We start from the raw sequence: 26181 nt of genomic DNA on the forward strand, positions 1-26181 counted from the left end.
TGCCGATCCGGCAACGCTCGTCTACGGTCCAGACCCTCGCATCGACCGCGGCCGGTTGCCATGTCGCTCACCCGCTATCGCTATTTCGCGCTCGTCGCCGATCACGGTTCGGTCCGCGAGGCGGCCGATGCGCTGAGCGTCGCGCCCTCGGCGATCAGCCGCCAGATCGCCAGCCTCGAGGAAGAGTATGGCACGGCCCTGTTCGAGCGCAGGGCCCGCGGCATGCGGCTGACCACGGCGGGAGCGGCCGTGCTGGAGACGGCCCGTACCATCCTCGACAGCGTTCAGACCGCGCGCGCCGCGGTCGACGAGCTCCAGGGCATGAAGCGCGGGCATGTCCGCGTCTGGACGGTCGAGGGCGCGATGGACGATTTCGTCTATCCCGCGCTTGCCGAATTCTCGGCCGCCCATCCATCGGTGAGCTTCGACATCATGGTGGCGAGTTCCGACCAGCTGGTGCAGCGCCTGCTCGACGACGAGGCCGAGGTGATCGTCACGTTCAATCCGATCCTGCATCGCAGCGTGCTCTCGCTCGCCGAGATCGCCGACGCACTGGTCCTTGCCGCCCATCCCGGCGATGCCGTCGCTGGGCGGCACTCGGTCAGGATCGCGGAGATCGGCGAGATGCGCCTTGCCCTGCCCGACCGGACCTTCGGCCTGCGCCGCCTCGTCGACGACATGGTCGCGGCCAGCGGCGTCGCGCTCAAGCCGGCGCTGGTCACCAACTCGATCCAGTCGCTGCGCTCCTTCGCGCGAGCCGGCCTCGGCGTCAGCGTCCTGACGCGCTGCGCGACGCGGCGCGACGTCGTCGAAGGACACCTGGTCGCCGTTCCGCTCCAGGGTCGCAACCTGCGCAAGGCCTGCCTCAAGATCTGCGTGCGCAACGGCCGAAGCCTGTCGCCAGCGGCGCGGGCCCTGTCGCGGCACCTGGCGCGCAGTGGGCGGACCTACTCGATAGATCATATCCAGGGAGCGGCGCCCTCTCCAGACGCGGCCCTCCCTTAACCCCCCGTTATCCTTGACGGGCTAGCCTCCGCGCAGGTTGGAGCAGCCTGTCGCCGCTCTTCCTATCGCGTCGGGTTGAGTAGCGGTCGTGCGTATCCTGCGGTCCCTGAGCTTCGGCATCGGCCTGGCGGCGTTGAGCCTCGCTGCCGGCTTTGCCGCGCCGGCAACGGCTGCCACCGCGACCTTGCGGGGCGAAGCCATGCGCGCCGGCTTCGGCCGCATCGCCTTCACCTTCGACGAGCCGGTGACCACACGGGTCCGCACCGCCAACGGCGTCGTCGTGATCGGCTTCAGCCAGCCTGTGAAGCTCGATCCGAGCCGGCTTGCCGGCGAGCTGCCGGCCTATGTCTCCGTGATCAGGATCGACCCCGACGGGCGCGGCCTGCGCCTGGCGCTCGCCCGCCCCTATCGCGCCAATCTGCTCGAAGCCGGCGACAAGGCCTTTGTCGACCTGCTGCCCGAGAACTGGACCGGCCAGTTGCCCGGTCTGCCGCCCGAGGTCCTGGCCGAGCTCACCCAGCGCCTGCGCCTGGCCGAGGCGCGCGCCCGCGAGATCGCCCGCATGCCGGTTCCGGCGCCGAAGCCGCTCGGCTTCCGCACCGCCCGCCTCCCGACGCTCGACCGGCTGATGTTCTCGGCCCCGCCAGAAGCCATGCTCACCTCCGGCCTCGATGACGGCAAGCTGACGCTGAGTTTCGACCAGGCGCTGGCGGTGACGCCATCGGAGATCCGCAGCCTGCTCCCGGCCGACTTCACGCTGGAGAAGGCGACGATCGCGGACGACCGCACGCAACTCGTCTTCAGCGTGCCCAAGGACCGCCAGCTCCGCAGCTTCCGCGACGAGGCCGGCTGGACCGTCGACCTGCCTCACCCCGGCGCCGCCATGCCGCTCTCGCTGGCCGATCTTCAGGCTGCGGCGCCGGCCGAAGCCAAGGCGGCGGACGCCAAGGCTCCCGACCAGAAGACCGCGGGGGCGCCGCCGTCTCCCGCTCCGAAAACCGAGACGCCGGCGGCCCAGCCCAAGCCCGCGGTCGCCGTCGCGGCGGGCGGCCCTCCCCGCGATGTCGAGATCGCCTCTGCTGTCGACGGCGATGGCGGTCGCATCGATTTCCGCTTCTCGCGGCCGACAGGCGCCGCCGCCTTTACCGAACCGGGCCGGATCACGCTCGTCTTCGACACGCGCGACACGCTCGATCCCGACAAGCTCAAAGGCGTGCTGCCGGCGCTGATCGAAGGCGTCACCGTCACGCGCGAGGCCAAGGTCACTCTCGTCAGGCTGAAGACGCGCCGCCAGCAGATCGTGCGGCTTTCCGACGACGGCCCGCAATGGTCGCTGAGTTTCGGCGACAGGGCCGGCAAGCCGGCCGGCGCCCTCACGCCCCGCCGCGACGCCGACGAGCGCGGCCAGACCATCGTCGCTGTACCGGTGCCGGGCCTGACCGGCGTGCACTGGCTGGAGAACAGCGAAGGCGGCCCCAGTCTCGCCGTCGCGACTGCGCTCGGGCCGACTCGGGCGGTCGCCAAGCCCTATCGCTTCCTCGAGTTCGGCCTGCCGCAGAGTGCCCATGGTGTCGTCGTCAGCGCTGTCGCGGATGATCTTGCCGTGCGCGCCGACACCGACGAGGTCCGGATCGGCCGGCAGACCGGGCTGATCGTCAGCCTCGACACGGACAAGCCGAAAGAGGCGGAGAAGAAGGGCGAGCCGGCGCCGGCCCGCCCGCTGCTCGACAGCGAGGCCTGGTCGGCCCTGCACACCCCGGAGATCCGCGACCGCACCGCCGCCATGCTGCGTGACACAGCCGGTGCTTCGCGTGGCCGCAAATCCGAAACCCGCCTGGCACTGGCTCGTTTCCTTGCCGCCAACGGCATGCTGCCGGAGGCCGCCGGCCCCTTGAATGCGCTGCTGACTGACGATGCGTCGATGCGTGGCAATCGCGAAGCGTTGTTCCTGCGCGGCCTGATCGCCACCCGCATGCATCGCAGCGCCGAGGCGCTGAAGGCGTTCGACGCGGCGCCGATCCGCGACGAGGCCGAGACCGGGCTCTGGCGCGCGCTCTCGGAACAGAGGCTCGGCCGCAATGCCCAGGCGCTCGCCGGCTTCCGCCGGGCCGAAGGCATCCTCGACCGCTATCCCGCCGACCTCCAGGCCGAGTTCCGCCCGGCGATGGCCCGGGCTGCATTCGCCAGTGGCGAGACCACGGTGGCGGAAAAGCAGATCGGCCGCCTCGCCGACATGCCGGAGGAGCTGGTCAATCCCGAGGAGCTGGCGCTGCTGCGCGCCAGGCTCGACGACGTCAGCGGTCGGCCGGAGGCGGCGATCAACGGCTACAAGCCGCTCTTCGATGCGAAGACGAGGCCGATCGCAGCGGAGGCGCAGTTGCGCGCCGTCCAGCTCGCCCGCGCCGAGAAACGAGCGGATTTCTCGGCCGACGAAGCCATCGCCCGGCTCGAGACCGTCTCGGCGATCTGGCGCGGCGGCGAGATCGAGATCGAGGCCCTGGCCGAGCTCGGCCGCCTCTATGCCGAGCGACAGCGCTGGCGCGACGCCTTCCAGACGGCGCGGCGCGCCACCGAGGTCTTCCCGGAACATCCGGCGACGCGGCTGCTGCACGACGAGACCGCCCAGCGCTTCGAGGCGCTGTTCAGCGATCCCGATCTGGAGAAGCTGCCGCGGCTCGAAGCCCTGGCGCTGTTCTACGACTTCAAGGACTACCTGCCGATCGGCCGGCGTGGCGACGAGATCACCCGCCTGCTCGCCGACCGGCTGGTCGAGCTCGATCTGCTCGACCAGGCCAGCGAGATCCTGCAATACCAGATGGACCGCCGCCTGACCGGCGCCGCGCGCTCAACCGTCGCGACACGGCTCGCCATGATCCGGCTGATGAACGGCAAGCCGGCGGAGGCGCTGCAGGCGATCGTCTCGACCCGGCTCGCCGAATTGCCGGCCGATGTGAAGCGTGCCCGCCTGCTGCTGGAGTCCAAGGCGCTCTCCGACCTCTCGCGCACCGACCAGGCGCTCGATCTGCTCGAAGGTGAGAGCGGCCCCGAGGTCGACCGGCTGGGCGCCGACATCCTCTGGAACGGCCGGCGCTGGCGCGAGGCCGGCGAGGCGCTGGAGCGCATCCTCGGCGAGAGCTGGCGCGGCCAGGCGCCGCTCGGCGACGGCGAGCGCGCCGACGTGATGCGCGCCGCGATCGGCTATGTCATGGCGGACGAGGCGCTCTCGCTCGACCGGCTGCGCACCAAGTTCGCCGCCAAGATGGCGCAGGGCGCCGACGCCAGGCTGTTCGGCTTCGTCACCGGCGCCAGCCGCGCCAGCGCCGCCGATATCCGCGAAGCCGCGCGCGCCGCCGCCGGTTCCGACACGATGAGCGATTTCCTCAAGGAGTACCGCAAGCGCTACCCGGCCTATTCCAGCACCGTGCGCGAGCGGCGGAAACCGGCTGAGACCGATGCCGCCAATGCCGGGCCAAGGCCGGGGCAGGGCTGAGCGGATGCTTCAGCTGCCGTAACTCTTCACCAGCGAGCCGGCGACCAGTCCCCAGCCGTCGACCAGCACGAAGAAGATCAGCTTGAACGGCAGCGCCACCGTCACCGGCGGCAGCATCATCATGCCGACCGACATCAGGATCGACGCGACCACGAGATCGATGATCAGGAAGGGCACGAACAGCAGGAAGCCGATCTCGAAGGCGCGCCTGAGCTCCGAGATCATGAAGGCCGGCACCAGCACCTGGATCTGGATGTCTTCCGGACGCTCCGGCTTCGGCTCGCGCGACATCTCCATGAACAGCGCCAGGTCCTTCTCGCGCACATGCTTCAGCATGAACTCGCGGAACGGCACGATGCCGCGCTCGAACGCCTCCTGCGGCTGCATCTGCCCGGCGATCAGCGGCGCACCTGCGACGCGATAGGCCTCCTTCAGGGTCGGCGCCATCACGAAGCCGGTCAGGAACAGCGAGAGCCCGATGATCACCGCATTGGGCGGTGCGGTCTGGGTGCCGAGCGCCGAGCGCAGCAGCGACAGCACCACGGCGATGCGGGTAAACGAGGTCACCATGATCAGGATCGACGGCGCCAGCGACAGCACCGTGATCGCGGCGATCAGCTGCAGCGCCCGCTCGGTGACGCCGCCCTGGCCGAGATCGAGCGAGAGGGTCTGGGCCTGCGCCACGGCGGCGATCCCGAGCGCGCCGAGCCCGGCTGCGAACGCCGCCAACCAGCGCAATCTGCGTCCCGTGGGTATCCGCCTGCCCATCATCCGTCCCCGCCCGAATCACGGCGCGGGCAGGAGGAACGCTAGAGCAAGGCTCACTGCCGGGCGAAGAGGGTTTCGGCGGCTATCCCCCGGCGCCTTCGCACCGGGGAACGGGCTCAGCCCTTCGGCTTGGGATCGCGCCCGAGCAGGCGGGCGAATTCGGCCTCGATCGCATCGACCGAGAACGGATCGTCCTCGGGCGGCTTGGCGGCCGCCTTCGGCTCGTCGGCAGGCTTGGCCTCGACAGGCTTCGCGTCGGCAGGCTTTGCATCCGCCGGCTTGGTTTCCGCCGACTTTGCTTCCGTGGACTTGGCTTCCGTCGACTTGGACTCCGCAGGCTTTACCTCGGCCGGCTTGCCTTCGGCAGGCTTCTGCTCGTTCGGCTTGGGCTGGTTCTTGCCCTGCCCTTCGGCCTTGGCGGCATTCTCGACCGCGCCGAGCACGTCGTCGAAGACGGGCGTGAACTTGCCGGGCTTGTCCGCTTCCGAGACCGATACCGGCAGCACCTGCTCCTTCGCCGGCTCGGGCTTTTTCTCGTCCAGCTTCACCGGCGCGGGAGCGGGCGGCTTCGGCGGCGCGAAGACCGGCGGGGCGACCAGCGGCGCCTCGGACGCGGCCGGACGCGCCGGCGCAGGCTTCAGCCCCAGCGCCATTTCGAGCTCGGCTTCCATGTCGAGTGCCGGACGCGCCGGCCCGGGCGTCGGCGCCGGAGGCTTGACGGGAGCCTGCTGTACCGGAGGAGCAGGCGGCGGCACGACGGGCTTGGGCGCCGGCGGCGTCTCGGGCTCGGTGCGCGGAGGAGTGGAGCCGGGCCGCACCGCCGAGAACGGACGCTTCAGCGCTTCTTCGAGCTGGCGGGCCATGTCGCCGAGCTCGCTGGCGCTGGCGGAAGGAGCGGGATCGCGCGCCAAAGTCGCGCCGATTCCGGCACCAGCGCCCGCGGCGACGGCCGGAGGAATCGCGTTTGGCGCCTGGGCCGGCCGCGGCGGCTGCGGTTGAACCGGAGGCTGGACGACTGCGCGCGGCGGAGCCGGGGGCGGCGGCGAGACCGGCCGCGGCGGCGGCACGGGATCGACCGGTACCGCCGGAGCCGTCACCGGCGGAGGCGACGCCGGCCGGGTGTCTTCGGCGGGCTGCGGGCGCGATTCGGGCTCGAACGCCAGCGGGCGTTCCGCCAGGCCTTCGCTCGGCAGGGGCGCCGCGACGCGTCCGCCGCTCCGCACGATGTTGGTCTCGACAACCACGTCGGAGGCGCCGCCGATCATCACGAGGTGCTCGACATTGTCGCGCCGCACCAGGATCAGCTGGCGCTGCCGGTCGAGATCGTAGACGTCGACCACGCCGAGGCGCGGCTGGCGCGTGCGGCCTCCGCCCTGCCCCTTGAACTTCAGCCGACCACCGCTCATGCGCCGCAGGAAGAAGCCGAGCAGCGCGACCAGGAGCAGCACCACGGCGAAGGCGATGATCCAACGCAAGCCGGAGGAAAGTTCGAAGCCAAACAGAGTCTGCAAGGTCTGCCTCATGAAGCGACGCGACAGCCGCCGACCGCTCTTTGTAAGGGCGATCAGGCGGATAGACGGAGCTGGCTATATCATAAGCCCCGCCAGTTCGGGAAACATGGTTAGCGGATGGTTAACCTCATCGTGCAGATCCCTGTGAATTAACCCGGTATTAACCATGCACCCGGCAATAATTTCCCACTTCGGCAGGAGCCGACGGGAGATTGCGGCATGGCGAACAACGGCCTTGGCCTGATGGGGGCGCTGAAGACGCGGATGCACTGGCACCAGGCGCGCCAGAAGCTGCTCGCCGAAAACGTCTCCAATGCCGATACGCCGCGCTTCAAGCCGCATGACCTGCGTGCCCCGTCCCCGGCCGGCAATGGCGGCGTGACGCTGGCGCAGACCTCGCCGCAGCATCTGGGCCTTTCCGGCCAGAACGGCGGCTTCGACCCGCGCGATCCCAAGCGCTTCGAGACCACGCCGAGCGGCAACAGCGTCAATCTCGAGGACGAGATGATGAAGGTCGCGCAGAACCAGTCCGACTATCAGCTCGCCGCCTCGCTCTACAGCAAGAGCCTCGGGCTGATGAAGATCGCGATCGGCAAAGGCCGGTAAGGAGCCTCATCATGGACCTGCTCAAGAGTCTCGCCGTCGCCGCTTCCGGCCTGAAGGGCCAGGCCGGCCGCATGCGCGTCATCGCCGAGAACCTTGCCAACGCCGATTCGTCGCCGGAACGCGCCGGCACCGACCCCTACCGGCGCAAGATCGTGACCTTCCAGGGCAAGCTCGACCGCGAGCTCGAAGCCCAGGTGGTCGAGCTCGGCCGCGTCAGCCGCGACCGCAGCGACTTCCGCAGCAAGTACGATCCCGGTCACCCCGCGGCCGACGCCAGCGGCCAGGTCAAGCTGCCCAACGTCAACTCGCTGATCGAGACGATGGACATGCGCGAAGCCCAGCGCAGCTACGAGGCCAACCTCAACGTCATCTCGTCCACGCGCCGGATGATCCAGCGCACCATCGACATCCTGCGCGCCTGACGCGCCAGCGCGCTTTCCGTTCGGCTGACGGCAGCCGAGCGAGAGGAGTTCGCGCCAATCACTCAGCGGAGCCAAACCGATGACCACTTCGAGCTTTGCCGCCGGCGCCTATGCCTCGATGCAGGGAATGGGCACGAGCGCCCTGTTGAAGAAGCCGGCCTCGGTCGGCGGCCTCGACGGCGCCGGAGCCGGCCTGCCCGATTTCTCCTCGCTGGTCAGCAAGGCGCTGGATTCGACGGCGCAGAGCGCCCGCCAGGCCGATACCCAAGTCGGTAAGGTCGCCGCCGGCCGCTCCGACGTCGTCGACGTCGTCACCGCAGTGGCCGAGAGCGAGGCCGCGATCGAGACGCTGGTGGCCGTACGCGACCGCGTCATCGCCGCCTATGAGGAAATCATGCGGATGCCCGTCTGACGCCGCCATCCCCCGAACGCGAAAAACGGAACGCAAGCTGATGACCTCCGGAGCCATCCTCGACGTCGCCCGCGACGGCATCGTCGTCTTCCTCAAGGCCGGCGCGCCGCTGATGCTGATCGCGCTCGTGGTCGGCCTCGTCGTCTCGCTTATTCAGGCGCTGACCCAGATCCAGGAGCAGACCCTGGTCTACGTCCCCAAGATCATCGCTGTCTTCGCCGCCTTGCTGCTGTTTTTGCCGTTCATGGGCGATGCTCTGGCGGGTTATATGGGCAGGGTCGCCGTCCGAATCGCCACGGGCGAATGAGTCCAGCGCCAGCCAGCGCCTCCTCGTCGTGGAGTCCGGCCGGCGCGCCTTGCTGGCGCGGGAGCCGGGTCCGCCCGATGCAGATCTCCGTCCTGCCCGAGATCAGCGCATTGTTCGTGCTGGTCTTCGCGCGCGTCGGCACGCTCGTCATGCTGATGCCGGGGATCGGCGAGCGCCTGATCCTCTCGCGCGGCCGGCTCGCCCTCGCCTTCTTCGTCGCGCTCGTGATCTTGCCGATGGCGCGCGGCACGATCACGATTCCCCAGACCCCGGCGGCCCTGGGCGGGCTCCTGATCAGCGAGATCCTGGTCGGGCTTGTCATCGGCGCCAGCGCGCGCCTGCTGATGGGGGCACTCCAGACCGCAGGTTTCATCATCGCCCAGACGCTCGGCCTCGGCTTTGCCGTCACCGTCGACCCGACCGGCGGCCTGCAGAACCCCTCGCTCGCCAACTTCCTGTCGATGCTCGGCATCACGTTGATCCTGGCGGCCGACCTGCATCATCTGGCCCTCGCCGCCATCCATGAGAGCTATCGCCTGCTGCCGCCCGGCGGCTTCCCCGAGATCGGCGACGTGATGACGCTCGCGGTCAAGGCGATGGCGCAGGGCTTTTCGATCGCGGTGCAGATTTCCGCGCCGTTCATCGTCTTCGGCCTGCTGTTCAATCTCGGCCTTGGTGTGCTGGCGCGGCTGATGCCGCAGCTCCAGGTCTTCTTCCTCGCTGTCCCCGCCTCGATCCTTGGCGGCATGCTGGTGCTGCTGGCCTCGGTCGGGGTGATGATGGGCGTCTTCCTCGACGATCTTGGCGCCTTCCTGCGCCAGTTCATCGGCCTGTAAGGACACAGAGCGATGGCGGGAGACGTCGAGAACGAAGATCGCACAGAAGAACCGACCCAGCGAAAGCTCGACGAAGCCGTCGAGAAGGGCGACGTCGCGAGATCCCAGGAGATCGGCACCTTCTTCGTGCTCTGCGGCTTCACTCTGGCGCTGCTGGTCGCTGCCGGCAGCTCCGCCCGGGACGCCGCGCTCTCGCTGCGCTCTTTCCTGATGAACGCCCATCAGGTCTCGGACGATGCGGGCGCGCTCTTCCACGTGACCAGCAAGGGTGTGATGACGGGCTTTGCCATCATGGCCCTGCCGCTCGGCTTTATCCTCATCGCCGCCTTCGTCGGCGCCCTGATCCAGCACAAGCCGCTCTGGACCACCGAGCCGATGATGCCGAAATTCGATCGGATCTCGCCGATGGCCGGCGCCAAGCGCATCTTCGGCAAGGAGGCCTGGGTCAATTTCGCCAAGGGCCTCGCCAAGATCATGGTGGTCGGCGTCGGCGTCTGGATCGTGCTCTGGGGCGAGCGCGACCGTCTGCAGGGCTTTGCCCAGATGGACGTGCACGCGCTGTTGCCCGCCGTGCTCGTGCTGACGATCAAGCTGATGGCCGGCGTGCTCGCGATCTTCGCCGTCATCGCCATCGGCGACTTCGGCTACCAGCGCTTCACCTGGTACCAGCGCCAGCGCATGACCAAGCAGGAGCTGAAGGACGAATACAAGAACACCGAAGGCAATCCGGAGGTGAAGGCCAAGCTCCGGCAGCTGCGTGCTCAGCGCGCCCGCTCCCGCATGATGGCGCAGGTGCCGAAGGCGACGGTGATCATCACCAACCCGACCCACTACGCCATCGCCCTGCAATATGAGAACGGTCAGGGCGCACCGCTCTGCCTCGCCAAGGGCGTCGATGCGATCGCACTCAAGATCCGCGAGGTCGCCGGCGAGCACCGCATCCCGATCGTCGAGAACCCGCCTCTGGCCCGCGCGCTATACGCCACCGTCGACGTCGACGATGAAATTCCTGTCGAACACTACCAGGCGGTGGCCGAAGTGATCGGATACGTCTTGCGCCTGAAGCGTCGGCGCGCCTAACTCGCTGGTCGGGCACATCTCTCTACGCTATGCCCGGCGCCGACCCATCACCGACGGGCGACTGAAGGAAACGGACCCGCTGCAATGAGCGCAAGCACGGCACCGAGCGCGATCGACCGCTCCGACCGGCCAGGCCATGTCGGCATCATTCTTTTGGTCGCGGGCCTCCTGGTCGGCGCCGCGATCGCGCTCGGCTTCATCGCCAATGAATGGGCGCAGCCGCTGATCCTCGGCCTGCTCGCCTTGCTCTCGGTCGTCGGGGTGTTCTGCCTGTTCGCCTTCGCGATCGGGCTGGTCCAGTTCGCCGGGCGCTCGGCCCGCAACGACCTCACCAAGGCGATCGTCGACAGCGCCGAGGACGGCGTCGTCGTCACCGAGGGTGAGAATCGCATCGTTTACGCCAACGAGGCCTATCTCGCCTTCGCCGGCGCTCGCAACGCCAGCGAGATCGCCCCGGTCGAGCGCCTGTTCAAGGGCCGCGCCGAGGTCTCCGAGGCGATCTACCGCCTCGCCACCGCCGCCCGCGCCGGCCGCCGCCTCTCCGAGGAGATACGGCTCGAACCGGCGCTGAACGAGCGCGGCGCGGTCGGCTGGTACCGGGTGCGCGTCACGCCGATCACCCGCGCCGGCCGCCCGGCCTGCAAATGGAGCGTCGCCGACGTCACACCGGAGCGCGAGCGCCAGGAAAACGCCTTCCAGGAATTGCAGCACGCGATCGACTATCTCGACCACGCGCCGGCGGGCTTCCTCTCGATCGACGCCGACAGCGAAGTGCCTTACCTCAACGCCACGCTGGCCGGCTGGCTCGACTATGATCTCGCCCGCTTCGGCTCCGGCGGCTTGCAGCTCGACGACATCGCCTCGCCCAACGCCGCAGCATTGATCCAGGCCATTCGCGGCCAGCCCGGCGATGTCCGCATCGAGGTGCTCGATGTCGATCTGCGCCGCCGCAACGGCCAGTCGCTACCGGTCCGGCTGCACCACCAGGTCGCCTTCGGCCAGGACGGGCGCGCCGGCGCCTCGCGCACCCTCGTGCTCAATCGCGCCGCCGGCGAAGCGGGGGCCGACCGCCACACCGATGCCGAAGCGCGCTTCGCCCGCTTCTTCCATGCGACGCCGATGGCGATCGCGACCGTCGATCGCCACGGCGCGATCCTGCGCTCGAACGCGTCCTTCGCCCGCCTGATGCAAGGCCAGAACCAGCCAGCGACCATCCAGGAGCTGGTCAATGGCAACGGCGCCTTCGCTCAGGCCTTCGACGCCGCGCTCGCCGGCAAGGGCGAGATCGCCCCGCTCGACGTGGCGCTCGCCGGCGAGGACGGCCGCTCGGCAAGGCTCTATCTATCGCCGGTTCCGGTCAGCGAGGATGCCGATGGCGAGCGCGCCATCGTCTATGCGCTTGAGACCACGGCCGAGCGCAAGCTCAAGGACAATATGGACCAGGCCGGCAAGATGCAGGCGGTCGGCCAGCTCGCCGGCGGCATTGCGCATGACTTCAACAACGTGTTGCAGGTCATCATCAACGCCTCGGAATTCCTGCTCGCCAGCCACAAGCCGACCGACCCGTCCTTCCCGGACATCATGCAGATCAAGCAGAACGCCTATCGGGCGGCCTCCCTGGTCCGGCAATTGCTCGCCTTCTCGCGTCGCCAGACACTGCGCCCGCAGGTTCTGGCGCTCGGCGACGTGCTCTCCGACCTCTCGCTGATGCTGAAGCGCGTCGTCGCCGACAAGATCTCGCTCGACGTCCGCCAGGGCCGCGATCTCTGGCCGGTCAAGGCCGATCTCGGCCAGCTCGAGCAGGTCGTGGTCAACCTCGCCGTCAACGCGCGCGACGCCATGCCCAATGGCGGCAAGCTCCAGGTCCGCACCCGCAACGTGCCGGCGGCCGAGATCGGCGAGCTCGGCTACGACGCCCTCCCCGCGACTGATTACGTGCTGCTCGAGGTGGAGGATAGCGGCACCGGCATCTCGCCGGAGCATCTGGAGAAGATCTTCGAGCCGTTCTTCACTACCAAGGATGTCGGCAAGGGCACGGGCCTCGGCCTGTCGATGGTCTACGGCATCGTCAAGCAGACCGGCGGCTTCGTCTTCTGCGATTCCGTCGTCGGCCGCGGCACCAATTTCCGCATCTTCCTGCCGCGTTACATCCCGACCGAAGAGGACATCGCCGCCGAGGCCGCAGCTAGGGAAGCCCCGAAGAAGGCTGCCGCCGACCATACCGGCGCGGGCGTCATCCTGCTGGTCGAGGACGAGGACGCGGTGCGCGCGCTCAACGCGCGCATGCTGGTCTCACGCGGCTACACCGTCCACGAGGCCGCCTCGGGCGTCGAGGCGCTCGACCAGTTCCAGAAGCACGAGGGCAAGATCGACCTCGTCATCTCCGACGTGGTCATGCCCGAGATGGACGGCCCGACCCTGCTCGGCGAACTGCGCAAGCGCAGCCCGACGACCAAGGTCGTCTTCGTTTCCGGCTATGCCGAGGAGGCCTTCCGCAAGAACCTGCCGGAAGGGGAGGATTTCCACTTCCTGCCCAAGCCGTTCACGATGAAGCAGCTCGTCGAGACGGTGAAGGCGGCGATGAGCTGAGCATAGAGACCGTCGCAGCCTCTACCCACAAGGCGGATATTGCACTGACCGCGCCAACAGCTAAAACATGTTCATTACATAAGCTGGACTCGCGGCCGTGCCGACACCCCGACAGATCTCTTTCCGATTTCTGCTGGTCGCGCTGACCTTCCTCTGCGGCCTGGCAGGCGCCGTCGCAGCCGAGACGGGCGAGCGGCGCGTCGCGCTGGTCATCGGCAATTCGGCCTATCGCGCCGCTCCGGCTTTGCCCAACCCCGGCAACGATGCGCAGGATGTGGCGGCGGCGCTCAGGGCTGTCGGCTTCGAGGTCATCGAGGGGCGCGATCTCGACCGTCGCGGCATGGGCGAGGCCCTCGGCCGCTTTGCCCGCGCCGCCGATGGCGCCGACGCCGCCCTTTTCTTCTATGCCGGCCATGGCCTGCAGTTTCGCGGCGAGAACTTCCTGCTGCCGGTCGACAGCGCGCCGAGCGACGAATTCTCCATCCCCTACGAAACGACCCGGGTCGCCGATGTCATCGATGCGCTCCAGAACGCCAAGGGCGTGCGCCTGCTCATCCTCGACGCGTGCCGCAACAACCCGCTGGCCGACCGGATCACCAGCTCGGGCCGCTCGCGGGATTCGTCGATCGGCCGTGGCCTTGCCCGCATCGCCCAGAACCGGGGCATGGTCGTCGCATACGCGACGCAGGCGAACGATGTCGCCGCGGATGGCAAAGGCCGCAACAGCCCCTTCAGCGCCGCGCTCGTCGAGCAGCTGGCCGAGCCGGGGCTGGAGGTGGGCCAGCTCTTCCGGCGCGTCGCCGCCGGCGTGAACCAGCGTACCGGTGGCCGCCAGACGCCGGAACTCTCGATCTCCCTGCTCGGCGACTTCTATTTCAACCGCAGCGAAACCGACCAGCAGGCCTGGGCCAAGCTGCGCGACAGCCAGGACGGCCCGGCACTGCGCGATTTCGTCGCGCGCTTCCCGAAGAGCTATCTGGCCGATGCCGCCCGCGCCCGGATCGAGGCCGTCGAGCGCGCCCAGCGCGAGGAGGCGCTGCGCCGGCAGCTCGCGACCTACGAGGAAGAGCGCCGCAAGGCCGCCGCGGCGGCCGAGAGCGCGCGCCAGGCCGAAGCCGCCCGCCTGGCCGCCGCCAGGGCTGAGCAGGACCGGCTGGCTGCGGCCCAGGCCGAGCAGCGCCGCAAGGCCGAGGAGGACGCGGCCAGGCAGCAGGCCGAGCAGCGCCGCAAGCTCGACGAGCGCCTGGCGCAGCTCGAAGCCGACAATCGCAAGGCCCAGGCCGAACTGGCGGCGCGGGCCGACGATCAGGCACGCCGCGCCCGGGACGACAAGGAGCGCGAGCGTCAGGCTCTCGAACGGGAGCGCCTCTCCCTCGCCCAGACCGAGAAGCTCAAGGCGGCGGAGACCGACGCCAACCGCCAGAAGCAGGACGAGGACCGCCGCATCGCCGAAAGGCTCGCCAAGCTGGAAGAGGAAAACAAGCGCGCTGCCGCCGAACTCGCGGCGAGGCTCAAGGCCGAGCAGGAGATTCGCGAGGCCGGTGAGCGCGAGCGCATCAGGCTCATGGCCGAGCTGGAGGCCGAGCGGCGGCGCGCCACCGAGGAACTGCAGCGTGTCCAGAGCGCGGCTGCGGCGGCTCCGGCGCGCCCCGACGAGGGCCCGCGCCTGGCCGCCTTGCCCGGCGGGGCGCTGGAACCAGCCAAGGCGCCTGCGGTGATCGACCTGGCCGGCCTGACGCGCACGATCAACCTCGAGCTCGGCCGCGTCGGCTGCTACAGCGGCAAGCCCGACGGCGAATGGACGAGCAAGGCCACCAGCCGCGCCGTCCGCGAGTTCGCGCGTCTCGCCAATCTCGATGTTCCCGGCACCCCGACCACCGACTTCCTCGACATCCTCAAGCGCCAGAGCGGCCGCATCTGCCCGCTGACCTGCACGGCACGGCAGGTCGAGCGCGACGGCGTCTGCGTCGCCAAGAGCTGCCCGCGCGGCGAGCGGTTGGATTCGGACGGCGACTGCGTCGCGCCCAAGCCCAAGCGCGTCGCGCAGGAGCGCTCCGTCCGCCCGGCGGCCGCGCGCCCGCCCGCTCCGGCCCGTGCGCCCGCCCCCGCCGCGCGCGGGCGCTGCTTCAACTTCAACGGCCAGTCCTTCTGCGAATGAGCGCGCGGGCGAGGCGCCCCGGGGCCGGACGCGGCCGCGCACTCGGACCTCTGACGACCGCATGCGCGGCGCTGCTGGCGACATCGGCCGCGCAGGCGCAGGACGTCCGGTTCCGCGCGACCATTTCATGGATCCAGCACGAGGTCGAACCGACGAAGCGTTCGCGGCCGACGTCGAGCACCTATCTGGTGACGCTTCGCGGCGGCGGGAGCGTGAGCGAGGAGTTCACGCGGCAGTATGGACAGCGCGCCGGCCAGGTCCGCCACGCCTCGCGCGCGACCGAGCTCGGCGAGGACATGAAGGGCCGCTTTGCGACGCAGTGGACGGTCCTCAACGAGCATACCCTGTTGCGCGTCACCGCCAGGCCCTCCCATACCTATGCGATCTGGCTGCGTACCGATGGTGGCCGCTCCTGCACTGTCTCGGCAGAATGGCGCCTCAAGCCCGGCTTCAGCCTCTACGAGACATGGGCCCCCAAGCGCGCAACGAAGATGCTGTTCTCGCAGCCGACAGACCTGAAAACCTCGTGCGAGGTGCTGTGAGGCTAACTCGACATGTCATCTCGGCCGGTTCGGCAACCCTGCGCGGCGCCGCCTTCATCGGGCTGCTCGGGCCGCTGCTGCTCTGGCCGTCGGGGGTCTCGGCGAAAGAGGCGAGCTTTCGGATCACGGTGACCTGGATCACCAACTATGTCGAACCGCGCACGCGCTCGGTGCTCAGCCGGCGCAGCTATACCGTGACGCTGCGCGACAACGGAAAGGTCGAGGAGCGGCTCGAGGCATGGGTCGGAAACGGCTGGGCGGGCTCGACCGTAACGCAGACGGAAAATGATCTCGGCGAAGGCGACGGCACCTCGCGTCGCAAGGCCTGGAAGGTCGTCAACGAAACGACGCTTCTGCGACTGGTGGCCCGCCCGTCCCACACCTACGCGATCTGGTTGCGGACCCAGGGCGACCAGTCCTGCACCGCAACCCTGGAGTGGCGGCTGAAGCCCGGCCACACACTCTACGAGGGTCCGAAGAAGCCGGGTAAGCCGCCGGTCCGCTTCACCGAGCCGAGCTGGCCGAATGCAAGGTGCGACGTGCTGTGAGCCGGCATCTCGCCCTTGCCGCGACCGCCTGTCTTGCCCTGATCGGGGCCGTCTGTCCTGCCTTTGCCCAGGAGGCCCGTTTCCGGCTCTCGCTGGCCTGGACGGTGCCCGAGATCGCGCCGGAGCAAAGAACCCGGCTGGCGAGCCGCACGCTCACGGTCATCCTCGGAAAGGGCGGCGCGGTCAGGGAGGAAGTCAATCGCAATCGCGGCGGACGCGGGCGCGTTCGCGAGGGTGCGCTCGGCGACGACCTCGACGCTCGCGCGCGCTGGAAAGTGCTCAACGAGAACACGCTGTTGCGCCTCGTCGCGGAACGCTCGCACACCTTCGCCATCTGGCTGCGGACCGACGGCACACGCTCCTGCTCGGTCACGCTCGAATGGCGGCTCAAGTCCGGCTTCACCGCTTATGAGGGCTGGGCCCGCCGCCGCGACATCCCGATCCGATACAGCCAGCCCAAGGTTGAGCAAGCCACCTGCGAGGTTCTATGAGCCGCTACGTCGCGCTTGTGACGTTCGCCTGCCTGGTTCTGTTGGGCGCAGTTCGTCCTGCCCTCGCTCAGGAGGCGCGGTTCCAGCTTTATCTCGCGTGGACAGAGCCCGAGATCGATGGCGAGCCAAACGAGATCGTCCGGACGATCTATCTCACGCTCGGCAAGGACGGGAAAGTTGCGGAGCAAGTTCGCGGCGATGGCCTCGGGCGACGGCGACCGGGGCTGTCTCAGCAAGGCGTTCTCGGCGAGGACGTCGAAGGACGGGTAAAGGGGCGCTGGAAGGTCGTGAACGCAGAGGCGCTCGTGCGTCTCACCGCCGAGCGCACGCACACCTTTGCCATCTGGCTGACCACGGATGGCAAGGGCTCCTGCTCGGTCAGGTTGGAATGGCGGCTGAAGCCCGGTTTCAAGACCTATGAAAGATGGGACCCACGCGAGCAGGACACGGTGGAATTCGGTCAGCCCGTCGTCAATCGGACGTCCTGCTCGGCCTTCTGAGCCCGGATCAGCATATGCGGGCGGAAGCGCGGGAACAGGTATTCGAAGCTCCGGAACGGCAGCTTCTTCAAGCTCTCCGACGGGCTCTGCCAGAGCATCTCGACCTCGGCCAGCTTCAGGCCGGCCTCGCGCAGGCAGGCTTCCAGCTCCGGCCGGGTGTATTCGCGCCGGTGGACGTATTCGTGCTCGAAATCGACCTCTGCGAACAGGTCCTTCGGCAGGGCGACGATCGAGCGGTTGAAGATCAGCTTCAGGATGTTCCGCAGCCGCGCGAAATTGTCGGTGGTGATGAAGATCTGGCCGTTCTCCGACAGCGCCGAGCGCAGCTTGCGCAGGATCCTGGTCGGGTCGATGCGCAGATGCTCGATATTGTCGAACCAGAACACCGCATCGACTGACTCAAGCGGCGAGACCCAGTCGGGCGCGGAGATGTCGCCGGCGAACATCCCCGCGAAATTCCCGTAGAGATCGCTCTCGATCGCCAAGGTCTCGGCGAAATCGACGACGAAGACGGAGGCGTCCAGATGCTTCTGGACGATTTCCTCCACGAAAGCGCCACCGGCGCCCAGCGACAGGACGCGCGGACAGCGTCCGAGCGTGCGCAGCGCCATGTTTGCCGAGCGATACTGCCGGTAGAAGCTGCTCTCGAAATAGGACTTCATGTGAAACTTGCGCTTTTCCAGATCGATAGACGATCGGAATTCGTCCGGAGTCAGCGCAGCCATCCACTCTAACCTTCTCAAGCGATCACTGTGCAGCTGATAGCGCGGACAGATTAAATAATCGTCGTCCGCTACGCGGGATTGGCGACTATCCGGTCAATGAATTCTGCATGATCGACGGGCGCCTGCTCCGGCATCGACGCGCTGCCCTGCTGCGCCCTCTCTCGCGGATACGACGAGGCGCCGGGCCAGCCGCCGCGCCCCCCGGGCGCGCGAGCATTACGAAGAGTTCATGCGGCGGACAGGCCCCCTGCGGCGGGAGGCGGTAAAGTAGCGCGTGGACAGCGTTGCGCCGTGGTGACCAATGAAACGTTACGCGATCATAGCCCTTCTGGTGGCTGTCTCCGTCTTTGCCGCGTGGCGCGTGATCAGGCCGCAGGACGGCCCTGAGCAGGCCCATGCCGAGCGCCGCGCCGGCCCTATCGCGAGCCCGGTCACGACCGTGCTCGCGGGCCGCGCCGACATTCCGGTGACACGCCGCTCGATCGGCTTCGCCGAGCCGGTCGCCATCGTCGCGGTCAAGTCCCGCCTCGACGGCATTATTGCCGATATGCACGTCAAGGAAGGCCAGGAGGTCAAGCAGGGCGACCTGCTCTTCACCCTCGACGATCGCGAGCTCAAGGCGCAGGTCGCCCGCGACGAAGCCAATGTCGAGCGCGACAAGGCGACGGTGGCGCAAAAACGCGCCGACCTCGCCCGCCAGAAAAGCCTGGTCGACAAGGGCGCCGGCACGCAGCAGGCGCTCGACCAGGCCACCGCCGACGAGGCCGTCGCCACCGCCGCCGTCAAGGCCGACGAAGCGACGCTCGCGCTCGATCGGGTCCGGCTCGGCTACACCACGATCACCGCCCCGATTTCCGGCCGGCTCGGCGCCATCGCCGCGACGCCCGGCAATGCGGTGCGCGCCAACGATGCCAGCAGCAACCTCGTGACGGTGACGCAGCTGGCCCCGATCCGCGTCACCTTCACTTTGCCCGAGCGCGACCTGACCCTGCTACAGGAAGCGGCCAAGGCGCAGATGCCGGCGAAGGTCACCGCCTACGCTTCCGGCACGCGGGAGGAGCTCGCCACCGGCGACCTCTCCTTCATCGATTCCGCCGTCGACATCCCGTCGGGCACCGTCAGCGTCAAGGCGCTGTTCGCGAACGATCCGCATCGGCTCTGGCCGGGGCAATATGTCGATGTCGTCGTCCAGCTCGGCATGCTGCCGGGCTCCGTCACCGTGCCCTCGGTCGCGCTGCAGGAGGGGCAGAAGGGCCCGTTCGTCTACGTCGCCAAAGCCGACGACACGGTCGAGGCGCGGCCGGTCAAGGTCGCCTCCAATGAGAACGGCGTCGTCGCCATCGCCTCGGGCCTGGCGCAGGACGAGAAGGTCGTGACCGAAGGCCAGTCGCGGCTTTCTCCCGGCGCCAGGATCAGGCTGACCGCCCCGCAAACCGCCAAGCCCTGAGGGCGCGCCATGTCGGTCTCTGCCTTCTGCATCCGCCATCCCGTCGCGACGATCCTGATGTCGTGCGCGCTGATCCTCGGCGGCCTGTTCGCCTGGCGCTCCCTGCCGGTCGCGGCGCTGCCGCGCGCCGAGTTCCCGGTCGTCAACGTCTCCGCGCAATTGCCCGGCGCCTCGCCCGAGATCATGGCGACCTCGGTGGCGACGCCATTGATCAAGCAGTTCGCCACCATCGCCGGCATCGATTCGATCGCGACCACCAACGCGCTCGGTAATACCTCGATCGCGATCCAGTTCGCGCTCGACCGCGATATCGACGCGGCGGCGGCCGACGTCCAGGCGGCGATCGCCCGCACCCAGCGCCAGCTCCCGGTCGACATGACGACGCCGCCGAGCTACCGCAAGTTCAATCCCGCCGACGCCCCGATCCTGCTGCTGGCGCTGAAGAGCGACGTCACCCCGCTCTCCAAGATCGACGCCTTCGTCCAGCAGGTGCTCTCCCCCACCCTCTCCACTGTCGAGGGCGTGGCGCAGGTCCAGATCTTCAGCAGCCAGAAATACGCGGTGCGCATCCAGGTCGATCCGACCGCGCTCGCCGCCCGCGGCATCGGCATCAACGAATTGCAGGCGGCGATCACCGCCGCCAACGTCAACACCCCGGTCGGCACCATGCAGTCCGGCCCGCAGCAATTGACGCTGGAGGCGCAGACCCAGCTCGCCGACGCCGGCCATTTCGCCGACATCATCATCGCCACCCGCGATGGCCGCCCGGTCCGGCTCGGCGACGTCGCCAAGGTGATCGATTCCGTCGAGAACCTGCAGCTCGCCAGCTGGTATGACGGCTCGCGCGCCCTCGTCGTCGCCGTCTTCCGCCAGCCTGACGCCAACACGGTCGATGTCGTCGACAAGGTCAAGACGGCGATCGGCCAGATGCAGTCGCTGCTGCCGCCGGCGACGACGCTCGGCCTGCTCAACGACCGCTCCGCCTCGATCCGCCAGGCGGTCGAGGACGTGCAGTTCACGCTGGGGCTGACGATCGTGCTGGTCGTCGCGGTGATCTTCCTGTTCCTGCGCCGCTTCACCGCGACGCTGATCCCGGCGGTGGCGGTGCCGATTTCGCTGATCGCCACGCTGGGGGCGATGTACCTGCTCGATTTCTCGATCGATAACATCTCGCTGCTCGGCCTGACGCTCGCGGTCGGCCTCGTCGTCGACGATGCGATCGTGATGCTGGAGAATATCGTCCGGCACATGGAGGAGGATGGGCTCTCGGCCTTCGACGCGGCGCTGAAGGGTTCGAGCGAGATCGGCTTCACCATCATCTCGATCTCGCTCTCGCTGGTCGCCGTCTTCATCCCGGTGCTGCTGATGGGCGGCGTGATCGGGCGCGTCTTCAACGAGTTCGCGGTCGTCGTCACGGTCGCCATCCTCGCCTCGGCCTTCGTCTCGCTGACGCTGACGCCGATGATGTGCGCACGCCTCGGCGCCGGTGCCGCCGGCCATGCGGAGCCTGGAAAGAAGGATCGGCTCGCCTTCCTCGAACGCGGCTTCGACGCCGTGCTCGGTGCCTATCGCGCCGGGCTCGACCTCAGCCTGACATACCGGCGCACCGTCCTGATGATTTTCCTCGCCAGCGTCGCCGCCAGCGCCTGGCTGGTGGTGACCATCCCCAAGGGCTTTTTCCCGCAGGAGGATATCGGCCAGCTCCAGGTCGCGACCGAGGCGCGCCAGGACATCTCTTTCGACGCCATGTCGGCGCTACAACAAAAGGTCGAGGAGGTCTTCCGCAGCTCGCCCTATGTCAGCCATGTCGCCTCGACCATTGGCTCCAGCGGCCAGTCGAGCAGCCTCAATGCCGGGCGGCTCTTCGTCGAGTTGAAACCGAAAGACCAGCGCCCGCCGCTGCAGCAGATGCTGGCGGAGCTGCGTCGACAGCTCGCCGCCATCCCCGGCATCGCGACCTATATGTCGCCGGTGCAGAACCTCAACATCGGCGCGCGTTCCTCCAAGAGCCAGTACCAGTTCGTGATGCAGTCGATCGACCAGGCCGCTCTGTCCGACTGGTCGGGCAAGATGCTGGAGGCGCTGCAGCACGACCCGCTCTTCGTCGACGTCACCACCGACCTGCAGAACAAGGCCCTGCTCGCCAACCTCGTCGTCGACCGGGCCAAGGCGCAGTCGCTCGGCATCAGCGCCGACGTGCTGCGCTCCAGCCTCTATTCCGGCTTCGGCGTGCGCCAGATCTCGACGATCTACACCACCAGCGACAGCTACCAGGTCATCATCGAATTCAATCCCGACATCCAGTGGTCGAACGACCGGCTCGACCAGGTCCGCTTCCGCTCCTCCTCCGGCGCGCTCGTCCCGCTGGGCACCTTCGCCCGGATCGAGCGCAAGGCCGGCCCGCTCACCGTCAACCAGCTCGGCCAGCTCCCGGCCGTCACCCTCTCCTTCAACCTGCCGGCCGGCCGCGCGCTCGGCGAGGCCGTGCAGCGGATCGACGCGATCAAGGCCGAACTCGGCCTGCCCGCCCAGATCGGCACCAGCTTCGCCGGCGTCGCCAAGACCTTCGAGCAGTCGCTCGGCAATCAGGGCCTGCTGATCGCCGGCGCGGTGCTGACGATCTATATCGTGCTCGGCATCCTCTACGAGAGCTTCATCCACCCGCTGACCATCCTGACCGGCCTGCCGGCTGCGGCGCTCGGCGCGCTCCTGACGCTGAAGCTCTTCGGCCTCGACCTCTCGGTCATCGCCGTGATCGGGCTCCTGATGCTGATCGGCATCGTCAAGAAGAACGCGATCATGATGATCGACGTCGCGCTCGAACTGCAGCGCGCCGGCGAGCCGCCGGACACTGCGATCCGCGAAGCCTGCCTGCGCCGCTTCCGGCCGATCATCATGACGACGCTGGCGGCGATCCTCGGCGCCCTGCCGATCGCGATCGGCGCCGGCGCCAGCGCGGAACTGCGCCAGCCGCTCGGCCTCGCCGTCGTCGGCGGGCTGATCGTCTCGCAGGTGCTGACGCTGTTTATCACCCCGGTGATCTTCCTGTTCATGGAAGGACTGTCGCGCAGGCTGGGCGGCAAGAGACCGGCCGTGGCCGCCCCCGCGGAAACGCCTCACGCGGCGGGGTGATCAGCCCGCTCGGCATGGGCCGTCTGCCAAAGGCGCTTTGCGAAATTTGCTGTGCCCTCCAGTGCATCTTCGTCCGAGCTTGATCAGGCGGGCTTTCGAGGGCCGCGCCGGAGGGAGAAGACGAGCATGACTGAGATGCCGCAGGGACGCGAGGCGCCGCCCGACGAGCCCGCCCTCGACTTCGCCGGCGTTACGCTCTCGCCGCAGAAGGAGATCGTCAGGGTCTTCTACAAGGAGATGTGGGACCGCGCCGACAAGTCGCTGATCCCGCGGATCTTCCACGAGGACTTCACCTTTCGCGGCTCGCTCGGCCCGGTCCTGCGCGGCCATCGCGAATTCGCGGGTTATGTCGACTGGGTCACCGGCGCGCTCGGCACGTACACCTCGGACATCCTGGCAATGGTCGAGGAAGGCAACCGCGTCTTCGGGCGCTTGCGCTTCCACGGCTTCCATCGCCGCGAGATGTTCGGAGTGCCGCCGAGCGGCCGCCATGTCTGGTGGCATGGCGCGCCGGCCTTCACCTTCAAGGACGGGCTGGTGCGCGACCTCTTCGTGCTCGGCGACATCCACGGCCTGATCGGGCGCCTGAAGCAGGGCTGAGCGGCCCTGCCCTATCCGGCGAAGGTCACCCCCGCCTCCCGCGCCGCCAACCGGATCAGGCGGCAATCCTTCACCGCCGCCTGCCGATGCATCATCGCCTCGCGATAGATCGGATCGCGGAACATCGCCGCGAAGGCCTCGACGCTGGGATATTCGGCGATGAAGCAGATGTCCCAGCGCTCGCCCCGCGGGCCGATCAGCATCTGCTCGAAGCCGCCGCGCCAGATGATCCGCCCGCCGAGCCGGGTCAGCACCGGCGCACTGATCCGGCCATAGGCCGCGAATGCCTCGCGGCCGCCGCCATGCGGTCCGTCCGGATACTGCGCTTCGGCATTGAGCCGGATCAGGTTCAGCATCTGCACCGGCCCTGGACGGTCATCGGCACGGAAGGCGGCGAAAGCCTCGCGGCTGAAGCTCGAATGGTCGCTCATGCCCGCTCCCTCACCCGGCCTTGGCGACCTGCGACCAGTCGCCGGAATAGACCGGCTGGCGCCGCGCCATCCAGGCGTCGAGCCCCTCGCGCAGATCGGCCGTCGGCACGATGCGGGCGAACTGCTCGCTCTCGATCAACAGCCCTTCGGCGATGCTGGCGTTGATGCCGCGAGTCACCGCCGTGAGGATGGTCGCCGCAGCCAGGGACGAATGCCTTAGGATGCGCTGCGCCAGCGCCTGCGCCGCCGGCAGCAGCTCCTGATGCGGCACCACCGCGTTGATCAGCCCCATATCGAGCGCCCGCTGCGGCGTGAACGGATCGCCGGTCAGCAGCAGCTCCATGGCGCGCTTGCGGCCGGCGAGGCGCGGCAGGCGCTGTGTCCCGCCGAAGGTCGGCGGCATGCCGAGATTGATCTCCGGCTTGGCGAACATCGCCCGCTCGCTGGCGATGGCGAGCGGCACCGCCTCGGTGACCTCGCAGCCGCCGCCATAGGCGAGCCCGTTCACCGCCGCGATCACCGGCTTGCCGAAGGCCTCCAGCCGCGCCGTCAGCTTCTGCCCGCGGCGGACGAAATCGCGCACCGCCTGCTCCGGCCCGGCCGCGACGCTCCGCGAGAATTCATGGATGTCGCCGCCGGCCGAAAAGGCGCGCTCGCCCGCGCCGGTCAGGATCACCGCCCGGACCGAAGGATCGACCTCGATCGCATCGAGGACTTCGAGCAGGCGGTCGATCAGACCGTAGCTCAGCGCATTCAGCTTCTCGGGCCGGTTCAGCGTCAGCGTCGCAATCGCCTCGCGCTGTTGAATCAGGATGGGATCATTATCGGGCATGGCCTTGGCCTTCTTCCGGTTTCGACCGATCGAAGCTGCACGCCCGGCTTGACGATGTATACTACCTGTACGGTATACATCGAGGCATGACCGAACCCGACAAGCCGACGCGCACCCGCATCATCGAGGCCGCCAGCAAGCTCTTCTATAGCGAGGGCATCCGCGCCGTCAGCGTCGATGCGGTGGCTGAGAAGGCCGGCGTCACCAAGCGCACGCTCTACTACCATTTCGAGAGCAAGGACGAGCTCGTCGCCGCCTATCTCGAGGCGCGCGACCAGCCCAATCTCAAGCTGATGGCCGGCTGGTTCGACAAGGCCGAGGGCGGCCTGCCGCAGAAGATCGAGGCGATCTTCCAGAACCTCGCGCGCTCCGCCCGCCATCCGCGCTGGAAGGGCTGCGGCTTCCTGCGCACCGCCGCGGAGCTCGCCAACCTGCCCGGCCATCCCGCGATCAGGATCGGCGCGCGCCACAAGGCAGGCTTCGAGCGCTGGCTCGCCGGCGCCTGCGCCGAGCATGGCGCCGTCGCCCCCGACGAACTCGCCCGCCAGGTCGTGCTGCTCATGGACGGCGCCTTCTCGGTCATGCTCGTCCATCGCGACCCCGCCTATGTCGAGGCCGCCGGCCGCGCCGCCGCCTCGCTCGCTGCGACGGCGCAAAGCCAGGCGGTTTGATCGGCGCCTGACGGCCCTCTATCGTGAGCCGCATGACGCAAAGGCCGGTCCTCGCCTACACGCTGTTGCTGATCGTGCAGACGGCCTGCGCGCTGGTGATCCTCTTCCACATCCACATCGCCTTCCGCGTGCTGGTCGCGCATATCGGCGAGCAGCAGATGCTACCGACCGAGATCCTGATTCAGATCTGCGTGGCGGCGTTGCTGGGTCAGTTTTGCTACTGGAGCCGCCTGTACCGACTGCCGGTGCCCACAGGCTTCCACAGCCTGGCTCTCGGCCATCTGCTGGCTTTCGCCGCCCGCCTCGGTGCGATCGTCGGCGGTGCGCTCGCCTCGCTCTATTTCCTGCGTCACCTGCCGGAGCTGACCAAGCTCGGCGACGGCTTCAGCCTGGTCTGGCGCTCCGGCCTGCTGCTCGCCATCGTCTTCGCGCTGTATTGCTACACGCTGGAGCTGGAACGGCTCGCGGCCGCCTGGCAGGCCGATCCGGAGGATTGAGCGCATCAGGCGCGCAGGCTGGCGAGCCAGAGCCTCACGCCTCGCAAGCGCTCACGCACCACCTGCACGAGTTCGACCGCCCGCCGCCAGGCAGCGCTGGCCTTGATCCGCCCGATCACCGCCTGACGGATGGCATCGATCCAGCCCATGATCCGCGCGAACCAGGGAATGGTGAGGAGTTGCGCTCGCCCGGCATGGTAGACGCGCTCGACCAGCAGGAAGCCGGCAAGATGGCCGACCGCGGTCGTGACGATGCCGGCCGTGAGCGCCCCGCGCGCCAGGAACACCAGGCCGAGCAGCTTCAGCGGCTCGACGATGGCGAAGGGGATCGCCAGCGCGACCAGCGCGCCATAGGGCGGCAGCCGCCCGATCGCATCTTCCAGCCGCGCCACCAGCCTGAGCGAGGCGAACCAGGCGATCAGCGGCCGGTAGAGCGGCCGCAGCAGTTCGTCGACCAGAATGACGAACCCGACGACGAGGTCGAGCGGGATCAGGAGGAGCTTGATCAGGGACTTGCGCATGACGCCTTATACCCTGGGAGCCGGTCGCGATCATCCTGCAGGACCACAACCGGGACGCGC

At 68.4% G+C, this 26181-nt stretch carries 25 protein-coding genes; 19 read left to right on the top strand and 6 right to left on the bottom strand.

The features are described from left to right. Positions 1–60: 60 nt before the first annotated feature. The gene (locus V7S63_RS17380) at positions 61–1005 is read left to right on the top strand and encodes a LysR family transcriptional regulator (RefSeq protein ID WP_336531116.1); all 945 of its coding nucleotides are present in this window, start codon (positions 61–63) and stop codon (positions 1003–1005) included. 88 nt (positions 1006–1093) lie between these two features. Beyond that, the gene (locus V7S63_RS17385) at positions 1094–4495 is read left to right on the top strand and encodes a hypothetical protein (protein ID WP_336531117.1); all 3402 of its coding nucleotides are present in this window, start codon (positions 1094–1096) and stop codon (positions 4493–4495) included. Positions 4496–4504: 9 nt separating this feature from the next. On the opposite strand, the gene fliP is transcribed toward V7S63_RS17385, so the two are convergent. Then, positions 4505–5263: a flagellar type III secretion system pore protein FliP gene (gene fliP / locus V7S63_RS17390; RefSeq protein WP_244543991.1), complete on the bottom strand. Its 759-nt coding sequence runs from the start codon at positions 5261–5263 to the stop codon at positions 4505–4507. Positions 5264–5379: 116 nt separating this feature from the next. Further along, a complete protein-coding gene (locus tag V7S63_RS17395) occupies positions 5380–6774 on the bottom strand; it encodes a hypothetical protein (protein WP_336531118.1) in 1395 nt (464 codons plus the stop codon). Between the two features lie 219 nt (positions 6775–6993). Between V7S63_RS17395 and flgB the strand changes: the two genes are divergently transcribed. The 12 genes from flgB (at position 6994) to V7S63_RS17455 (ending at position 17265) form a co-directional block, all read left to right on the top strand. Continuing rightward, positions 6994–7380, top strand: a complete 387-nt coding sequence (gene flgB, locus V7S63_RS17400) for a flagellar basal body rod protein FlgB (RefSeq protein ID WP_091840864.1) — start codon at positions 6994–6996, stop codon at positions 7378–7380. Positions 7381–7391: 11 nt separating this feature from the next. Further along, complete coding sequence (gene flgC / locus V7S63_RS17405) at positions 7392–7802, top strand: flagellar basal body rod protein FlgC (RefSeq protein WP_091840862.1); 411 nt, start codon at positions 7392–7394, stop codon at positions 7800–7802. Between the two features lie 79 nt (positions 7803–7881). Beyond that, positions 7882–8214 carry a flagellar hook-basal body complex protein FliE gene (gene fliE, locus V7S63_RS17410; RefSeq protein ID WP_091840860.1) on the top strand — a complete coding sequence of 111 codons (333 nt, stop codon included), beginning with the start codon at positions 7882–7884 and terminating at the stop codon, positions 8212–8214. Between the two features lie 40 nt (positions 8215–8254). After that, entirely contained in the window at positions 8255–8521 is a 267-nt protein-coding gene (gene fliQ / locus V7S63_RS17415) for a flagellar biosynthesis protein FliQ (RefSeq protein ID WP_091840857.1), read from the top strand. 77 nt (positions 8522–8598) lie between these two features. Then, entirely contained in the window at positions 8599–9357 is a 759-nt protein-coding gene (gene fliR, locus V7S63_RS17420) for a flagellar biosynthetic protein FliR (protein WP_091840855.1), read from the top strand. Positions 9358–9369: 12 nt separating this feature from the next. Next, positions 9370–10437: a flagellar biosynthesis protein FlhB gene (gene flhB / locus V7S63_RS17425; protein WP_100965151.1), complete on the top strand. Its 1068-nt coding sequence runs from the start codon at positions 9370–9372 to the stop codon at positions 10435–10437. 84 nt (positions 10438–10521) lie between these two features. Beyond that, positions 10522–13026, top strand: a complete 2505-nt coding sequence (cckA, locus tag V7S63_RS17430) for a cell cycle histidine kinase CckA (protein WP_336531119.1) — start codon at positions 10522–10524, stop codon at positions 13024–13026. 97 nt (positions 13027–13123) lie between these two features. After that, a complete protein-coding gene (locus V7S63_RS17435; RefSeq protein WP_336531120.1) occupies positions 13124–15184 on the top strand; it encodes a caspase family protein in 2061 nt (686 codons plus the stop codon). 212 nt (positions 15185–15396) lie between these two features. After that, complete coding sequence (locus V7S63_RS17440) at positions 15397–15726, top strand: hypothetical protein (RefSeq protein WP_143079786.1); 330 nt, start codon at positions 15397–15399, stop codon at positions 15724–15726. Next, a complete protein-coding gene (locus V7S63_RS17445; protein WP_336531121.1) occupies positions 15723–16274 on the top strand; it encodes a hypothetical protein in 552 nt (183 codons plus the stop codon). The genes V7S63_RS17440 and V7S63_RS17445 overlap by 4 nt, the downstream gene beginning before the upstream one ends. Next, on the top strand, positions 16271–16765 hold the full coding sequence (locus V7S63_RS17450) for a hypothetical protein (protein WP_336531122.1): 495 nt from the start codon (positions 16271–16273) through the stop codon (positions 16763–16765). Before V7S63_RS17445 ends, V7S63_RS17450 begins: the two co-directional genes overlap by 4 nt. Continuing rightward, entirely contained in the window at positions 16762–17265 is a 504-nt protein-coding gene (locus tag V7S63_RS17455; RefSeq protein ID WP_336531123.1) for a hypothetical protein, read from the top strand. Before V7S63_RS17450 ends, V7S63_RS17455 begins: the two co-directional genes overlap by 4 nt. Here V7S63_RS17455 and V7S63_RS17460 read toward each other — a convergent pair. After that, on the bottom strand, positions 17226–17990 hold the full coding sequence (locus V7S63_RS17460) for a class I SAM-dependent methyltransferase (RefSeq protein WP_336531124.1): 765 nt from the start codon (positions 17988–17990) through the stop codon (positions 17226–17228). The genes V7S63_RS17455 and V7S63_RS17460 overlap by 40 nt on opposite strands. 301 nt (positions 17991–18291) lie before the next feature. On the opposite strand from V7S63_RS17460, the gene V7S63_RS17465 reads away from it, so the two are divergent. From V7S63_RS17465 to V7S63_RS17475, 3 genes are all read left to right on the top strand, one after another. After that, positions 18292–19437, top strand: a complete 1146-nt coding sequence (locus V7S63_RS17465) for an efflux RND transporter periplasmic adaptor subunit (protein WP_336531125.1) — start codon at positions 18292–18294, stop codon at positions 19435–19437. A gap of 9 nt (positions 19438–19446) precedes the next feature. Beyond that, positions 19447–22569, top strand: coding sequence for an efflux RND transporter permease subunit (locus V7S63_RS17470; protein ID WP_336531126.1), 3123 nt, complete (start codon positions 19447–19449; stop codon positions 22567–22569). Positions 22570–22695: 126 nt separating this feature from the next. After that, positions 22696–23169, top strand: a complete 474-nt coding sequence (locus tag V7S63_RS17475; protein WP_336531127.1) for an ester cyclase — start codon at positions 22696–22698, stop codon at positions 23167–23169. Positions 23170–23180: 11 nt separating this feature from the next. Here V7S63_RS17475 and V7S63_RS17480 read toward each other — a convergent pair whose 3' ends face one another. Both V7S63_RS17480 and V7S63_RS17485 read right to left on the bottom strand, forming a co-directional pair. Further along, positions 23181–23600, bottom strand: a complete 420-nt coding sequence (locus V7S63_RS17480; RefSeq protein ID WP_091840824.1) for a DUF1330 domain-containing protein — start codon at positions 23598–23600, stop codon at positions 23181–23183. A 10-nt stretch (positions 23601–23610) separates the two neighbouring features. Further along, complete coding sequence (locus tag V7S63_RS17485) at positions 23611–24432, bottom strand: crotonase/enoyl-CoA hydratase family protein (RefSeq protein WP_336531128.1); 822 nt, start codon at positions 24430–24432, stop codon at positions 23611–23613. Positions 24433–24518: 86 nt separating this feature from the next. On the opposite strand from V7S63_RS17485, the gene V7S63_RS17490 reads away from it, so the two are divergent. Both V7S63_RS17490 and V7S63_RS17495 read left to right on the top strand, forming a co-directional pair. Beyond that, positions 24519–25103 carry a TetR/AcrR family transcriptional regulator gene (locus V7S63_RS17490; protein ID WP_336531129.1) on the top strand — a complete coding sequence of 195 codons (585 nt, stop codon included), beginning with the start codon at positions 24519–24521 and terminating at the stop codon, positions 25101–25103. A gap of 32 nt (positions 25104–25135) precedes the next feature. After that, complete coding sequence (locus V7S63_RS17495) at positions 25136–25600, top strand: hypothetical protein (protein WP_336531130.1); 465 nt, start codon at positions 25136–25138, stop codon at positions 25598–25600. 5 nt (positions 25601–25605) lie between these two features. Here V7S63_RS17495 and V7S63_RS17500 read toward each other — a convergent pair whose 3' ends face one another. Continuing rightward, entirely contained in the window at positions 25606–26121 is a 516-nt protein-coding gene (locus tag V7S63_RS17500) for a hypothetical protein (RefSeq protein WP_336531131.1), read from the bottom strand. Positions 26122–26181: the final 60 nt, after the last annotated feature.

The organism is Allobosea sp. CCNWLY174 (assembly GCF_037120455.1).
Taxonomy (GTDB): Bacteria; Pseudomonadota; Alphaproteobacteria; order Rhizobiales; family Beijerinckiaceae; genus Allobosea; species Allobosea lupini.